Source organism: Paractinoplanes abujensis (genome assembly GCF_014204895.1).
GTDB lineage: Bacteria > Actinomycetota > Actinomycetes > Mycobacteriales > Micromonosporaceae > Actinoplanes > Actinoplanes abujensis.
Genome location: NZ_JACHMF010000001.1, coordinates 8,183,941 through 8,199,836 on the forward strand (window position 1 = coordinate 8,183,941; position 15,896 = coordinate 8,199,836).

Genomic DNA, 15,896 nt, shown 5'->3' on the forward strand with positions numbered 1-15,896 from the left:
TCAATTGTTCCCGTTTTTGGGCTCGAGCAACTCCGGCAGGGCCGACTCGTCGTCACCGATTCCCGCCGCCGCGGCCAGCACCGGGGCGGGGATCACCGCGGACAGGCCGGCCGTACGGATCGGGTCGGCCACGTCGAGGTCGATGCCGCGGCGCCCGGCGGCCCGGCGCGCAGCCACGAGCAACCGGGCCGCCCGCTCGGTGCGGCCGGTCAAGGCCATCGCGTACGCCCCGGTGTGCAAGCTGGCCAGCACGTTGCCGATGTCGTCCTCCTCCGCGAAAAGATCCAGGGCCCGCCGTACGGCGGTGAGCGCCTCGGCCGGCCGTACGGGCTCGATCAGCAGGGCCCGGGCCAGCAGCAACCCGCACATGGCAGCCGTCCAGCTCTGACTCCGGGCGTCCGCCTCGGCCCCGGCCCGGGCCAGTTCGCGGCGGCCCTCCTCCAGCTCGCCCGACCCGGCCAGGGCGGCCCCGAGCGACATCGTGGAGGCGGGCAGGATCCACTCCTCCCCGATCCGGGTCGCCGTCCGCATCGAGCGGCGGGCGGGCTCGACGGCCCGGTCGAACTGGCCGCGGAACGACCAGTAGAGCGACTCGTAGTAGGCGCCCTGAGCGGCCAGGATCTCGCCTTCGTGATCGGGCCGGTCCCGCAGCAGGTCGAGTCCCGCGTACATGTCGGTGGTGGCGCCGAGGTCGCCCGCCATGTAGCGCAGCAGCGAGAGGCTGAGGTGGGCCCGGGCCCGGTCGGTGGGCGGAGCGTCCGGGGCGGCGGCCAGCGCGGCCCGCAGCAGCGGCAGTCCCTCGGCGACGAGCCCGCCCCGGAACCAGAACCATTCCAGCAGGCCGGCCGTGCGCAACGCGGCGACCGGACGCCGGTCCAGGTCGTGGCGGATGCCCGCCCGCAGGTTGGGCAGTTCGCGGTTGAGCACGCGGATGGAGCGGGCCGAGCGGTCGCCCCGCAGCAGCGGCGCGTGCTGCTCGACGAGCCGCCGGACCCAGGCCGCGTGCCGCTCGCGGCTGCCCGTGGGATCGGGATCGTGCTGCCGGCAGTAGGCCCGGACGATCTCCAGCAGCCGGTAGCGGGCCGGGGTGACAGTTGTGTCGGCCACCACCACCGAACGGGTGACCAGTGCCGACAGGGCGTCCAGGTCGTCGTCGACGGCGGACAGCGGGAAGCCGCCCTCGAACGGCCACAGCCGCAGGAGCATGGCACGGTCGTGGGCTCCGAGCAGGTCGACGCTCCAGGCCACCGCGGCCTCCAGCGTCTCGTGCGGGGCGAGGGCGCCGCGCGGCACCGGGCCCAGCGCGGGGAACCGGTCGCGCAGCATCTCGAGCAGTTCCGCCAGGCCGAGGACCCGGGCTCGGGCGGCCGCCAGTTCCAGCGCGAGCGGGATGCCGTCGAGGGCCGCGGCCAGACCGGCCAGCGTCGCCGACTCCTCGGGACCGGGCCGCCAGCCGGGGCGGACACCGGTGATCCGATCGGTCAGCAGCGCGATCGCGTCAGCCGCGGGCAGCGGCGCCACCGGGAGCAGCCTCTCGCCGTCGACCGCCAGCGGTTCCCGGCTGGTGGCCAGCACCCGCAGGTGGGGGCAGCGGGCGAGCACTTCCAGGGCCAGCTCCGCGACCGCGGCCACGACGTGCTCGCAGTTGTCCAGCAGCAGCAGGCCGGGCCGGTCACCCAGCGCGGTGGCGATCGCGTCGGTCGTGGCGCCGCGCACCCCGACCGCTGCGGCGACGGCGGCAGGCACCAGCGCCGGCTCGGTCACGTCGGCCAGGCGGACGAACCACGGGTCGAGCACCGCTGCGTACTCGATCGCCAGCCGGGTCTTGCCCGCGCCACCCGGGCCGACCAGCGTGACCAGGCGCGCGGAACCGAGCAGCGCGGTCAGGGCGGACAGCTCGGCGGTGCGTCCGAAGAAATGCGAGAGCGGCCGTACGGCGGGAACGGGCCGGGACGGCAGCAACAACCCCGGGTCCTGGGCCAGCAGCCGGCCCTCCAGCTCCTGCAACGCCGGGCCGGGATCGATGCCGAGGTCGTCGGCGAGCCGCTTGCGCACGCGGCGCAGCGCGGCCAGCGAGTCGGCCTGCCGGCCACCGCGGTAGAGCGCCAGGATGAGCAGCTCCCAGCGGCGTTCGCGATACGGCTCGGCGGCGACGGCCGCCTCCAGGTCGCCGGTCACGCCGGGCGCGTCACCGGCGGCCAGACGCGCGGCCAGGCGCTCCTCCTCGGCCACGGCGCGCAACTCCTCCAGGGCCGGGCGGGCATAGGTGTGCGGCAGGTCGGCGTAGGCGTCGCCCCGCCACCGGGCCAGGGCCGTGTCGAACAGTCGCAACGCCTCGCCCGGACGCTCGCCGGCCAGCAGCTCACGACCGCGCCGCACATCGGCCGCGAACCGGGCCGCATCGGTGTCGTCGACGGCGAGCCGATACCCCTCACCGGCCCGGGCCAGCGCCGGGCGGCCCAACGTGCGGCGCAGCCGGGAGACGTACGCCTGCAGGGAGGACGTCGGGTTGGCGGGCGCCTCGTCACCCCAGATCGCCTCGGCCAGCGTGGGCTCCGCGACCGGCCGGCCCTCGGCGGCGAGCAACGCGGTGACGAGCCGTCGCGGCAGCGGGCCACCCAGGTCGGCGACCGCGCCGTCCACCTCGATCTCGGTGGACCCGAGCACCTTGCCGATCAGCACGGGTCAGAGCATAGGAGTGCAGGTGGCTTGCAGGCAGTCTGCAAGTCGACGTTGCGACTGTGGACGCATGACTTCGGCTTCCACCATCGAACGCACCGACACCTGGGACATGGTCCTCGTCCACCGGGTGTTCCGGCGCGAGTTCCGCATCCTGCCCGCCCTGGTACGCGCGGTCGCGCCCGGCGACACGGCCCGCGCCGAGGTGCTCGGCGCCCACCTGGCCAACATCGCGCTCGGGCTGCACCACCATCACAGCGCCGAGGACGATCTGGTCTGGCCGCTGCTGCTGCGACGGGCGAAGATGCACGCCGGCCTGATCCACCGGATGGAGGCGCAGCACCACCGCCTGCACGAGCCGCTCCAGCGGATCAACGAGCTCCTGCCGCGGTGGCGCGACCGCGCGCTCGCCGACGACCGGGACGAGCTGGCCGACGTGATCGCGCAGGCGGCGGTCGCCCTCGACGAGCACCTGGCCGACGAGGAGCGCGAGATCCTGCCGTTGATCGAGGAGCACCTCACCCCGGCCGAGTGGAAGGCAGTCGGCGACCGGGGCAAGGAGGTGCTGCCCAAGGGCAAGATGGCGCTCGTCTTCCTCGGCTCGATCCTGGAGGAGGCCTCCGAGGCGGAACGGCGCCGCTTCCTCGGCGAACTGCCTCTGCCCGTACGGCTGCTGTGGCGGCTCGCCGGGGAGCGGACCTACATCGCGTCGCGCGATCGGGTGCGCGTCTACTGACGTGTGGCGATCTTGACGACGTCGCCGGGGGTGACCGAGAGCACGACGACCGCCCGGCCGTTGTTCACGGCGATCGCCACGTGACCGGCCGAATCCTCGAAGACCAACAGGTCGCCCTGGCCGACGTCGGCGAACGTGCGGCCCAGGCGAGCGCTGACCGTGCCGTTGAGCACGAGATCCGTGCCCAGGCCGCGCAACTGGTCGCCGCCCGCGGCCAACTGGACGTTGCCGAACCGGTCGACGGTGAGCACCTCGGCCTCGACCCAGCCGTCGCCGACCGTGACGACGGGGTCGGGCAGGCGTACGAGGGAATCCTTGTCGACCTCGGGGCCGGCCTCCGCGGGCTTGGCGCCGAGGGCGAGCCGGGCCCCCGCCGGAGCGAAGACGTCACGCCCGTGGAACGTGCTGGAGACGGTGCCGTCGCTGCGGATCTCGTGCGCCGCCTCGATGCCCCCCAGCGCCTCGGCGGCCCAGATCAGCAGGCCGTTGTCGGGGCCGACGAGCAGCCCGTTGGGCGTGGTGAGCACGACACCGCGGCGGGACGTGCCCACACCGGGGTCGACCACGGCGACGTGCACGCTCGGGGGCAGATGCGGCGCCGTCTGCGCCAGCACCGCCGCGCCGCGGGCCACATCGGCCGGGGGCACGTGATGTGTGACGTCGATGACGCGCACATCAGGCGCGATACGGGCGATCGACCCGTGGCACGCCGCGACGAAGCCGTCGAACGTTCCGTAGTCGGTGGTGAAACTGATCCATGCATACCCGGCCATGGTGAGAAACGTTACTGCCTTGCTACGGATCGTGTGTGGCAGGTTCCACAGGGCGCGCCGGATCCGATCTGGCAGGGTTGGAGTCATGCGTCTCGTGATCTTCACCGAACCCCAGCAGGGGGCCAGCCACGACGATCTGCGCAAAGTCGCGCAGACGGCCGAGGCCAGCGGCTACGACGGGTTCTTCCGGTCCGACCACTACCTCACGATGGGTGGCGACGGGCTGCCCGGGCCCAGCGACGCGTGGCTGACCCTGGCCGCACTGGCGGTGCAGACCTCCCGCATCCGGCTCGGCACGCTGGTCACGTCGGCCACCTTCCGGCTGCCCGGCCCGCTGGCCATCGCGGTCGCTCAAGCCGACCAGATCAGCGGCGGCCGCATCGAGTTCGGGCTCGGTGGCGGCTGGTTCGAGGCCGAGCACACCGCCTACGGCATCCCGTTCCCGCCGGTCGGCGAGCGCTTCGACCGGCTCGAGGAACAGCTCGAGATCATCACCGGTCTGTGGTCGACGCCGCTCGGCCGCACCTACGACTTCCAGGGCAAGCACTACCAGATCAACGACTCGCCGGCCCTGCCCAAGCCGGCGCAGGCGCCGCGCCCGCCGGTGATCGTCGGCGGTCACGGCAAGAAGCGGACGCCCGCGCTGGCCGCCCGCTTCGCCGACGAGTTCAACGTCCCGTTCTCCAAGGTGGCCGACATCGCGCCGATGTACGAGCGGGTGCGGGCGGCCTCAGCGGCCATCGGGCGCGCGACCCCGCCGGCGTTCTCGGCCGCGGCGGTGCTCTGCGTGGGCCGCGACGACGCCGAGGTCCGCCGGCGGGCCGCGGCGATCGGTCGCGAGGTCGACGAGATGCGCGAGAACGGTGGTGTGGTCGGCACCCCCGACCAGGCGGCCGAGATCATCCGGGCCTACGGGGAGGCCGGCGCCACCCGCATGTTCCTGCAGGTGCTCGACGTGGGCGACCTCGACCACATCGAGCTGGTCGCTTCCGCGGTGGCGCCGCAGCTCTGACCGCCGTCCGCTTGTGGGCGGTCCGCTTGTGGGCCGTCCGCCGTGGGCCGTCTGCTTTCGCCGCGTCCGTATTCGGGTCGGCCGCCTCGCCGCGTCCGCTTGTGGGCCGCCGCCTCAGAATCTCGCGCGGTTGCGGTCAGCCCAAGCCCGGAACGGGGCCGGCCGGCGGCCGAGGATCTGCTCGGCGTCGTCCGTGACGATCGCGTTGTGGCCGTCCCGGACGAAACGGGCGCCGTCCGCGAAGACACCGACCCCCTCGGGTGGCGTGTCTTTCGCGGTGGCGCCCACCCCGAGGATCTCGCCGAGGACCGCCACCTGCTCGGGCACCGTGATCAGCTCGGGCCCGGTCAGCGTGTAGGTCCGTCCATGATGGTCGTCGCCGGTCAGCGCCTCGGCGGCGACCTCGGCGACGTCGTCCGGATCGATCACGCCCTGCCGGCCGTCGCCCCAGAAATTCGCGATCGGCCGCCCCGCCCTGATGTCGGGCGCCCAGGCCAGCGAGTTCGACGCGAACGTGGTCGGCCGCAGAATCGTCCATCGCAACCCGCTCGCCCGGACCGCCACCTCGCCCGGCTGATGCCAGCCGCCCAGCCGGTCGTCGTCAGCCCCGATGGCCGACAGCTTGACCACCCGGCCGATCCCCGCGTCGAGGGCGGCCCGCAGATTGCGCCGATCATGCTCCGCGATCTCCGGTCCCGCCGGCGCGACCAGATAGATCGCATCAGCCGGAACGATCCCCGTCGTGACCGTCAGTCCCTTCCTGGGCCGGACACGGGCCGGCTCGCGGGTGACCGCGGTGACCGGGTGATCGCGGGCGAGCAGCGCCTCGATCAGGGCGGAGCCGGTAGTGCCGGTGGCACCGAGAACCAGAATCATGCCACCCACCGTGCCGTCGGCCGGGCCCGGCGTATTGGAAGTTTCGGCACTCCCCGGCCGGACATCGGAGGGCTAGCGTGGACCCGTGCTGGCCGACCCCGAAGTGATCGCGCTGACCGACGGCACGACGGCGGTCCAGCTGCCCGACCCCGCCACGGCGCTCGCGTTCCGCACCACGACAACCGGCCGGAGCGACCTGTACGTGGTGGGGCCGCGCACCCGGGGCCGCTACCACCCGGTCAAGGGCGTCCCGGTCTGCGTACGGCTGCGGTTGCGCCCCGGCGTGGCCCGGGCCACGCTCGGGGTGCCGGTGCAGGCCCTGGTCGACAAGACGCTGCCGCTGACCGACCTGTGGGGCCCGGACGCCACGGAGGTGGCCGACGCCCTGATCGCCGCCGGGCGGGACACCACCCGGGTGCTGGCCGTGCTGCAGGATGCGATCGGCGCGCGCGTCGCCGGACAGGCAGGCGGTCTGCTGGCGGCGGCCGTCCGTGAACTGTCCACTGTGCCCCGTCTGGCCGACGTGGCCGCCCGGCTCGGCGTCAGCGAACGGCACCTGCGCAACATCTTCGCCCGCGAGACCGGCCTTTCACCCAAGCACTACGCCCGCATCACCCGCGTGCGCCGCGTCCTCGCCCAGGCCGACGCCTCCCGCGTGCGCCGCGTCCTCGATCAGGTCGACGCCTCTCGGGTGCGCCACGCTCCCGACCAGGCGGACGCCTCCCGGGTGCGCCACGCGCCCGGCCAGGCCGACGCCTCCCTGGTGCGCCACGCGCCCGACCAGGCCGACGCCTCCCGGGTGCGCCACGCTCCCGGCCAAGCCGGCGCCGCCCGGCGGTGGGCCGCCGTGGCCGACGACGCCGGATTCTTCGACCAGGCCCACATGATCAGCGACTTTCGCTCGTTCATGGGCGTGACCCCTGCGGCCTACGCGGCCGGCCGCCTCCCACCCGCGACCCCCTGCGCCGAACTGGCCCGCCTGGCGGCAACCGCCCAGGTGTGAGCAGTCGCGGCCGATCTCGGCGCACCGCCACGACTGAGCCGGCGGCTCAGCCCCGCAAGCGCAACCCCCTCGGCGTGGCGCGGAAACCGGCCGCCGTCAACGCGTCGCGCAGCGGGGACGAGTGCACCGACTCGCCGTCAGCCCGTTCCACCGACATGGCGCCCAGGGCACCCGACCGCACCGCGCCGGCCAGCGCCTGGCCCGCCGCGATCAGGGCCTCGGGATCGTCCACGAACGACAGCAGGGTGCGGCCGCCGCGTTCCACGTAGAGGATCACCTCACCCGCGACCAGCACGACCAGGGCGCCCGCCTTGCGGCCCGCGCGGTGGCCCGCCTTGGCGACCGGCTCGCCGTCGCCGCTGTCGATGATGCGCTCGGGCCAGGGCAGCGCCGCCCCGTACGGGTTGGCGGGGTCGGTCGCGGCCAGCACCACAGCCGTGACCCCGATGCGCTTGGCCAGCTCGGCCGGCTCGGCCAGGGCCCGCAGACGGTCGACCGCACCGGGCACGGCGAACTGCGCCGCCCCCAGGCCCTCGACGAAATAGCCCCGCCGGGCCGCGCCCCGCTCCTCGAGCGCGCCGAGCACCGGATAGACCCCGGCGAACCCGCCCACCGGGCCCTCCGACATGACGGCGCCGCGCGTGACCACGCCGTGCCGTTCGAGCAGCAGATCGGCCAGGGCGGCGGCGCGACGGGTCGGGTCGAGGTCGCGGTCGGGCAGCCGGGACCAGCGACCGGCCATCATGAGCGGGCCACTGCGGGCGGGCATGACCGGGCGGCCGGGGCGGCGATACCTCGTACGGGCGGGGGCTGCTTTTGATTTGTGGGCGCCGCTGCCACCGAGCAGGGCCCGCAGCGGAGCCAGCGTGTCGTTGGTGAGGTGGCCGGCCCAGACCAGATCCCACACGACGGCGGCCAGCTTGACGTCGTCGGTGGCGCCTACCCGATCGGAGAGCGAGCGGAAGAACAAAGCCTGCCCGTCGCCCAACGCGTCCAGCACGGCCTGGTGCAGCGGGGTGGCGGCGAACTCCTCGTCGGGCGGGGGCAGCAGCAGGGGAGCGGCGTCGGCGTAGGCCAGCGTGATCCACCCGTCGTTGTTGCCGATCGACCCGGAGCCCGCCCAGAGCACGTCACCGCCGCTGCTCATCTCGTCGAGCATCGGCGGCGCGTAGTCGGCCACGCGGGCCGGCAGCACCAGCCTCTCCCAGGCCGAGGCGGGCACCGCGATGCCCTGCAGCTGTTCGATCGAGGCGGCCAGCGCGTCGATCCCGCGGGCGTTGCCGCCGATCTGGTGCCAGCGCGGCAGGAACGCGGCCAGCACGCGCGGCGGCACCGGCTCGATCTCGCGGCGCAGGGCGGCCAGCGACCGGCGCCGCAGCATGCGCAGCACCTCGGCGTCACACCATTCGTTGCCCGCGCCGCCGGGGGAGAACTCGCCCTGCGCCACCCGGCCGGTCGCCGAGAGCCGCTTGAGTGCCTGCTCCACCACGAAGACGCCGAGCCCGAACCGCGCCGCGCAGGTGGCCGCCGCGAACGGCCCGTGCGTGCGCGCGTAACGCGCCACCAGATCGCCCAGCGGGTCGGCGACCGACGACAGATAGGCCTCGGGCAGACCCACCGGCAGCGCGACGCCGAGCGCGTCCCGGTAACGGCCGGCGTCGTCGATGCCGATCCAGCGTTCCTCACCGGCCACCCGGATGCGGATGGCACGGCGACTCGTCTCCAACGTGGACAGCCACGACTCCTCGACCCCGCGCACGGCCAGCTCGGTCGGGGAGAGATCGCCCAGCAGACGGAGCAGCTCGGCCGCGTCCTCGGCGTCCCGCGGCTGCCGCTGAGTGGTGAGCCACTGCAGCTGCGCCTCGGTCTCGCCGACCACGTCCGGGTCGAGCAGCTCCCGCAGGTCGACCCGGCCCAGCAGCTCACCCAGCAGCGTCGAGTCGAGAGCCAGGGCGGCCGCGCGGCGCTCGGCCAGCGGGGCGTCGCCCTCGTAGAGGAAGGCCCCCACGTAGCCGAACAGCAGGGACCGGGCGAACGGCGACGGCCGCGGGGTCTCGACCTCGACCAGGCGCACCTTGCGGCCGGCCAGCTCGCGCATCAGGCCGGTCAGGCCGGGCAGGTCGAACACGTCCTGCAGGCACTCGCGGGCGGCCTCGAGCGTGACCGGGAAATCGGCGAACTCGCGGGCCACATCGAGCAGCTGGGCCGAGCGCTGCCGCTGCTGCCAGAGCGGCTGACGGCGGCGCGGGTCACGGCGGGGCAGCAGCAGCGAACGGGCCGCGCACTCCCGGAACCGGGACGCGAACAGCGCCGACGTGCCGACCGTCTCCTCGACCAGCTGCGCGATCTCCTCGGGGTCGAACGCGACCAGGTCGGCCCCGGGCGGTTCCTCCGCCGTGTCGGGCAGGCGCACCACGATGCCGTCGTCGGAGGGCATGACCTGGCCGTCGACCCCGTAACGCTCGGACAGCCGCCGCCCGATGGCCAGCGCCCAGGGCGCGTTCACCCGGGCCCCGAGCACACAGTGGACGGTCATGCGCCAGTCGCCCAGCTCGTCGCGGAAGCGTTCGACCACCACCGTCCGGTCGTCGGGCAGATTACGCGTCGCCTCCCGCTGCTCGCGGAGATAAGCCAGCAGGTTGCCCGCGGCCCACTCGTCGAGCCCGGACTCGCGCAGCGTGGCGGTCGCCTTCTCGTCGTCGGCCCGGGTTAGCGCGCGCAGCTGGGCGCCGATCGCGCGGCCCAGCTCGATCGGCCGGCCGGGGGAGTCGCCCTTCCAGAACGGCATCTTGGCCGGCGCGCCGGGCGCGGGGGAGACCAGCACCCGGTCGGGCGTGATGTCCTCGATGCGCCACGACGTCGAGCCGAGCAGGAACACGTCGCCCACGCGGGACTCGTAGACCATCTCCTCGTCGAGCTCGCCGACCCGCGACGCGCGCTCCGAACCGGCCAGGAACACGCCGAACATGCCCCGGTCGGGAATCGTGCCGCCGCTGGTGACGGCGAGCCGCTGGGCGCCGGGGCGGCCGGTCAGCTCGTCGGTGCCGCGATCCCACACCAGGCGGGGGCGCAACTCGGCGAAGGCCGTGGACGGATAGCGGCCGGAGAGCATGTCGAGCACCGCGTGCAGCGCCGAATCGGGCAGCTCGGCGAACGGCGCGGCCCGGCGCACCAGGGCGGCCATCTCGTCGACCTGCCACGCGTCGAGCGACACCATCGCGACGATCTGCTGGGCCAGCACGTCGAGCGGGTTGCGCGGATAACGCAGCTCCTCGATCGCGCCGGCGCTCATCCGGTCGGCCACCACCGCACACGAGACGAGGTCGCCCCGATGCTTGGGGAAGACCACGCCCCGGGAGACCGCGCCCACCTGGTGACCGGCCCGGCCGATGCGCTGCAGCCCGGCCGCAACCGAGGGCGGCGCCTCGATCTGCACCACCAGGTCGACCGCGCCCATGTCGATGCCGAGCTCGAGGCTGGAGGTCGCGACCACGGCGGGCAGCTGGCCCGATTTCAGCGCCTCCTCGATCTGTTTGCGTTCCTCGCGGGAGACGCTGCCGTGGTGGGCCCGGGCGACCACCGGAGGCGCGCCGCCGGCCTGACCGGCCTGGGCCATCATCTGGGCCGGGGGCTTGACGGGCTCGGCCGCCTCGGCCCCGGCGCGCTCGGCGGCCAGCTCGTTGATGCGGGCGCACAGGCGCTCGGCGCCGCGCCGCGAATTGGTGAAGACGATCGTGGACCGGTGGCTCTCGATGAGGTCGAGCACGCGCTCCTCGACGGCAGGCCAGATGGACGGCGTGTTGCGGCCGGCGCCCGGGTCGTCGGGGTCGACGTCGGGCACCTCGTCGAGCCGGGTCATGTCTTCGACCGGGACCTCGACCGCGACCTCGATCGTCTTGGCGCTGGGCGGCTGAACGATCTCGACGTCGTGCGCCCCGCCCAGGAACCGGGCCGTCTCGTCGATCGGGCGGACGGTGGCGGACAGGCCGATGCGCTGGGCCGGACGGCCGAGCAGCGCGTCGAGCCGCTCCAGGGAGAGCGCCAGATGCGCGCCGCGCTTGGTGGCGGCGACCGCGTGCACCTCATCGATGATCACCGTCTCGACCCCGCGCAGCGAATCACGCGCGGCCGAGGTCAGCAGCAGGAACAGCGACTCGGGGGTGGTGATCAGGATGTCGGGCGGGGTGCGGGCGAACAGCCGGCGCTCGTCGGCCGGAGTGTCCCCTGTGCGCATGGAGACCGTGATGTCGGGCGGGGGGAGCTGGAGCCGGCCGGCCGCCTGCCGGATGCCCGTGAGCGGGGCCCGCAGGTTGCGCTCGACGTCGACCGCCAGCGCCTTGAGCGGGCTCACGTAGAGCACCCGGCAGCGGCGCTTGGGATCCTCGGGCATGGGCTCGCGAGCCAGCCGGTCCAGCGACCAGAGGAACGCGGCCAGCGTCTTGCCGGAGCCGGTCGGCGCGACGACGAGGGCGTTGCGCCCGGCGCCGACCGCCCGCCAGGCGCCCGCCTGCGCCGCGGTGGGCGCGGCGAAGGCGGCCGTGAACCACTCGCGGGTGGCCGGACCGAATTGCTCCAGGACTTCTTGCATGGATCCATGCTCCCTCGGGGGTACGACAAAAACCGAACCCTCGCGAAATGGTCATCCGGGCACGGGGCGGACGTCCGGGCAGCGAAATTTCCTGACCGCGCGCACCATGGTGTGAACGAACGACGCTGGATAAACATGGGCGCCACTGAAAGGAGGCTCCATGGTCCTCCCGGTCCGCCCTCTGCGGCGCCTCGCGGCCGGTGCCGCCGCGCTGGCGATCGTCCTGCTCACCGCGGCCCCGGCGCGCGCCGCCGCGGGCAGTGGCTATGTGCGCCTGGCCCACCTCTCGCCGGACACCCCCGCGGTCGACGTCTACCTGCGGTCCACCACCGGTGCGGTCGAGCCGCAGACGTTCCGCGCGGTGGCCTACGGCGACATGTCGCGTTACCTGCGGCTGCCCACCGGGGCCTACCAGGTCGCCATGCGCAAGGCCGGCGCCCCCGCGAGCGAGCCGCCTGTTATCACCACCGAGGTCGGCGTGGCCGACAGGGGCGCCTACACGGTGGCCGGCGTGGGCCGCTTCGCCGACCTGGGTCTGCGCGTGCTCAAGGACGATCTGCGCCTGCCCGACCCCGGCAAGTCGAAGGTGCGCATCATCCAGGCCTCGGTCAAGGCGCCCGTGCTCGACGTGGCGGGCAAGAACGGCACGAAGATCGCGGACAGCGTCCAGTTCGCCACGACGACCGCCTACCGCGAGGTCAACCCCGGCCGCTGGAGCGTGCGGGTCGTGCCCGCGGGCGGTGGCAACACCAGCGAACTGCCCTGCACGCTGGGCGCGGGCAGCGTCTACTCGCTGATCGTGCTGGACGACGACGGGGGCGGCCTCAAACCGGAATTGCACGTCGACGCGGAACGCCAAGGCACCGTCCCGCTGGGCAGCGTCGCCACCGGCGCCGGTGGCACAGCCCTCAGCGACCGCCCGGCCGGCCCACTCGTCGCGGCCGCGGCCGCGGTCGCCGCCCTGATCACGGGTGCGTCGGTGATTGCCCTCCGCCGCCGGTCCCGCACGGCCTGAGGCCCCCGGTGAAAGCCGACGACTCCGACACCCCACTGATCATCAAACTCCCCGGCCGCCCGGCACCACCCGACCCCGCCGCACTACCCACTCGCCCGACGCCGCCGGATCGCGCCACGCCGTCCGAGCGCGCCACGCCGTCCGAGCGCGCCACGCCGTCCGAGCGCGCCACGCCGTCCGAGCGCGCCACGCCGGGCGGCCCCGACTCACCCGGCCGGCAGGACACGCCGGGCCGCCGAGAGACCCCGGAGGCGTCGTCCCGCTACGAGGCGGTCCCCGTCCCGATCGTCCCGCCGCTCGGCGACACCGAGATCAGCTGGATCGCCCGCGGCCGGGCCAAGGTCGTCAAGCCCGCAACGATCAGAGCCCGCGCCCTCGTGCCCGGCGCCCTCTCGATCCCGCGCCCCAAGCCGAGCCGGAAGCTACGTCTGGGTCAGCCCGCCACGCCCTTCCCCCGCCGCGTCTTCCCCAACGCCGAGCCTCAGCTGGCCGAGCCCCAGCCCGCCGAGCCCCAGCCGGCCGAACTCCAGCGCGCCGGCACCTCGTCCGCCGCGCGGGAGGCGGTCCCGCCCGAGCCGGCCACGATCGTCCCGCCACCCATCCGGGCGCCCACCCCCGATCACCCCGTGCCCACCAGCACTCCTTCCCCCGTACGGGAAACCGCCGTTGCCCTCGACGACACGATTCTGCCGCCGGTGGAAGCCCCTGCCCAGCTACCGAAGGACCGCCCGGACTCAGTACGAAAGAGGGGTCTGGCGCTACCGATCACAGCCGCCGCGGCAGCCGCCGTCATCGCCACCGCCGGATATGTGGCCGTCACCGGCCGCACCCCCGCCGACCTCGGCCGCTGGGCCGGATTCGGCTCCAAAGTCGACTCGAGGGCAGGAACCGCAGCCGATGCGAAGACCGCAGCCAATTCCCGAACCGCAGCCGGAAACGGCACCGCACCAGGCGCCGTCACCAAGCCGCCGACCGAGACCCAACGCCCCGCCAACGACCCGTTCGGCAGCCTCGCCCAGGCCCCCCAAGGCGCCCCCACCAAGCTCCGCATAAGCGCCATCGGCATCGACACCCCGCTGGAGTCCCTCCAGCTCGGCCCCGACCGATCCCTGCAGCCGCCGGTCGACTTCGCCCAAGCCGGCTGGTACGCCGACGGCACCGCCCCCGGCGACACCGGCCCCGCGGTCATAGCCGGCCACGTCGATTCCAGATCCGGCCCCGCAGTCTTCTTCCGCCTGCGCGAGCTCACCCCCGGCGACCGTGTCGAGGTGGTCCGCGGCGGCCAAGTAGTCAGCTTCACAGTCACGGCCGCCCGCTGGTATCCGAAGACCGATTTCCCGACCGAGGAGGTGTACGGCCCCACGCCGGACCGCCAGCTGCGTCTCATCACGTGCGGCGGTGTCTTTGATCGATCGCTGCGCTCGTACCGCGACAACCTCGTGGTCTACGCGGTGGCCGGGTGATCGTCGTTCCGCTGTCCGGGAGGCCGTGTCTATGGTGGAGATCGAGTCGACGGGTGGGGGCGGGATGGCGGTCGGACGCATGCTCGTCGCCGGTCGGTATCGCCTCGGCGAACCGGTCGGTTCGGGCGGCATGGGCCGGGTCTGGCGCGCCCGCGACGAGATGCTCGACCGTGATGTGGCGGTCAAGGAGTTCGTCCCGCCCGACTGGATGAGCGACGAGGAACGCGCGCGTCTGCGCGACCGCACCCTGCGTGAGGCCCGCAGCGCCGGCCGGCTCAACCACCCCCACGTGGTCCGCATCTATGACGTCGTGCACGCCGACGGTCTGCCGTGGATCGTCATGGAGTACGTGCCGTCGCGTTCGCTGCACCAGGTCATCCACGAGGACGGCCCGTTCTCGCCGGCCACGGCCGCGCGGATCGGGGTGGCCCTGCTCGACGCGTTGCGCGCCGCCCACGCGGCCGGTGTGCTGCACCGTGACGTGAAACCGCACAATGTGCTGATCGGTCATGACGGTCGGGTGGTGCTGACCGATTTCGGCTTGGCCACTTTCGTCGACGACGGTGCTGTGACCGGGCCGGGCCTGGTGGTCGGTTCCCCGCAGTTCGTGTCGCCCGAGCGGGCCCGCGACGGCACGTCCTTGCCCGAGTCCGACCTGTGGTCGCTGGGTGCCACGCTTTACGCCGCCGTGGAGGGCCGCGCCCCGTACGCCCGGGAGAACGCCATGGCCACCTTGATGGCGCTGGCCACGGAGGAGCCGGATCCGCCGTCCCGGGCCGGGATGCTCGGTCCCGTGCTGACCGGGTTGTTGCGCCGCCATCCGCGTGACCGGCTCACCGCGTCCGAGACCGAGCGCCGCCTCCGCATGATCGTCGCGTCGACTCCGGTGCCGCCCAAGGTGCCGTCCCCGCGGCGGGTGCGGGCCGTCATCGGGGCCGAAGTTGATCAGTCGGCCGAGGTGCGGGCGGCCCACACTCCGACGGCGTCGTCCCCGATCACGCTGCCCGCGTCCGAGAAGCGGCAGCTGTCCCTGGTCGCGGCCGGTTTGGCGCTGGTCGCCGTGCTCGGGGTGGGTGGCATCCTGGCCGGTTATCTCGTACGGGATGTGCCCGCCACCCCGGCCGCGCCGCCCGTGTCGACCGGCGCGAAACCGGTGGCGGCCGGTTTCTCCGCTTTGACCTGCGACCGGCCGGCGCCGGCCAAGCTCCCGGTGCTTCCGTTGAAGGGCGCGTCGCGTGGGGTCAGCGGCTGGACCCTGTTCCCCGGCTGGTCGTATTTCACCAATGGCTCCGGTTTCCACATGCCCGTGCCTGACGGTTGGACGTGGCAGCGGATCGGCACCACGTACTGCTTCCGCGACCCGGTCGGTGACACTGTGTTGAGCTTGGACACGGGGCGGAACCCGGCCGCCGACCCGGTCAAGGCGTGCCGTGCCGAGGCGACCCGGCTCGTGCGGTCGGGTGCCCTGCCCGGCTACGACGAGTTGGCGCTGCAGCGGACGCCGTTGCTCAACAAGACCGCGGACTGGGAATATCGGTACAAGCGGGACGGCGTGCTCATGCATGCCCAGACCCGCTGGTTCGTGAAGGCGGACCGCGGCTTCGCGATCAGCTGGGCCACCCGCGAGTTCGACTGGACGGGTGACCTGGCGAAGATCAACATGGTGCTGACCACGTTCTACGCCCAGCGTACGGGCGGCTGATTCACAGCAATCCTTCAGTGTTGGTTGCTAGGGTCGTCGGTCATGAGCG

The 15,896-nt window shown here is 73.6% G+C and carries 10 protein-coding genes; 6 read left to right on the forward strand and 4 right to left on the reverse strand.

What is annotated here, in order from left to right; all coding sequences use genetic code 11:
- Positions 1–2,682 carry an AfsR/SARP family transcriptional regulator gene (locus BKA14_RS37700; protein WP_184955509.1) on the reverse strand — a complete coding sequence of 894 codons (2,682 nt, stop codon included), beginning with the start codon at positions 2,680–2,682 and terminating at the stop codon, positions 1–3.
- A 67-nt stretch (positions 2,683–2,749) separates the two neighbouring features.
- On the opposite strand from BKA14_RS37700, the gene BKA14_RS37705 reads away from it, so the two are divergent.
- Positions 2,750–3,415, forward strand: a complete 666-nt coding sequence (locus BKA14_RS37705; RefSeq protein ID WP_184955510.1) for a hemerythrin domain-containing protein — start codon at positions 2,750–2,752, stop codon at positions 3,413–3,415.
- Here BKA14_RS37705 and BKA14_RS37710 read toward each other — a convergent pair.
- Positions 3,409–4,188 (reverse strand): SAM hydrolase/SAM-dependent halogenase family protein, encoded by a 780-nt coding sequence (locus BKA14_RS37710; protein WP_184955511.1) that lies wholly within the window; start codon positions 4,186–4,188, stop codon positions 3,409–3,411. The genes BKA14_RS37705 and BKA14_RS37710 overlap by 7 nt on opposite strands.
- Positions 4,189–4,273: 85 nt before the next feature.
- Here BKA14_RS37710 and BKA14_RS37715 point away from each other — a divergent pair, with 85 nt between their 5' ends.
- A complete protein-coding gene (locus BKA14_RS37715) occupies positions 4,274–5,200 on the forward strand; it encodes an LLM class F420-dependent oxidoreductase (RefSeq protein ID WP_184955512.1) in 927 nt (308 codons plus the stop codon).
- A 114-nt stretch (positions 5,201–5,314) separates the two neighbouring features.
- Here BKA14_RS37715 and BKA14_RS37720 read toward each other — a convergent pair whose 3' ends face one another.
- Complete coding sequence (locus tag BKA14_RS37720; RefSeq protein WP_184955513.1) at positions 5,315–6,076, reverse strand: NAD(P)H-binding protein; 762 nt, start codon at positions 6,074–6,076, stop codon at positions 5,315–5,317.
- Positions 6,077–6,996: 920 nt separating this feature from the next.
- On the opposite strand from BKA14_RS37720, the gene BKA14_RS45625 reads away from it, so the two are divergent.
- Positions 6,997–7,116: an EspF repeat-containing protein gene (locus BKA14_RS45625; protein ID WP_221478528.1), complete on the forward strand. Its 120-nt coding sequence runs from the start codon at positions 6,997–6,999 to the stop codon at positions 7,114–7,116.
- 9 nt (positions 7,117–7,125) lie between these two features.
- Here the strand turns inward: BKA14_RS45625 and BKA14_RS37730 are convergent, their stop codons facing one another.
- Positions 7,126–11,667 (reverse strand): ATP-dependent helicase, encoded by a 4,542-nt coding sequence (locus BKA14_RS37730; RefSeq protein ID WP_184955515.1) that lies wholly within the window; start codon positions 11,665–11,667, stop codon positions 7,126–7,128.
- 160 nt (positions 11,668–11,827) lie between these two features.
- Between BKA14_RS37730 and BKA14_RS37735 the strand changes: the two genes are divergently transcribed.
- Genes BKA14_RS37735 through BKA14_RS37745 form a run of 3 tightly spaced genes read left to right on the forward strand, consistent with a single transcriptional unit; the run spans position 11,828 to position 15,847 of the window.
- Positions 11,828–12,682, forward strand: a complete 855-nt coding sequence (locus BKA14_RS37735; protein WP_184955516.1) for a DUF4397 domain-containing protein — start codon at positions 11,828–11,830, stop codon at positions 12,680–12,682.
- A gap of 8 nt (positions 12,683–12,690) precedes the next feature.
- The gene (locus tag BKA14_RS45385) at positions 12,691–14,145 is read left to right on the forward strand and encodes a class F sortase (protein WP_239092523.1); all 1,455 of its coding nucleotides are present in this window, start codon (positions 12,691–12,693) and stop codon (positions 14,143–14,145) included.
- Between the two features lie 31 nt (positions 14,146–14,176).
- Positions 14,177–15,847 carry a serine/threonine-protein kinase gene (locus BKA14_RS37745; protein ID WP_239092522.1) on the forward strand — a complete coding sequence of 557 codons (1,671 nt, stop codon included), beginning with the start codon at positions 14,177–14,179 and terminating at the stop codon, positions 15,845–15,847.
- The last annotated feature ends 49 nt before the right edge of the window (positions 15,848–15,896 follow it).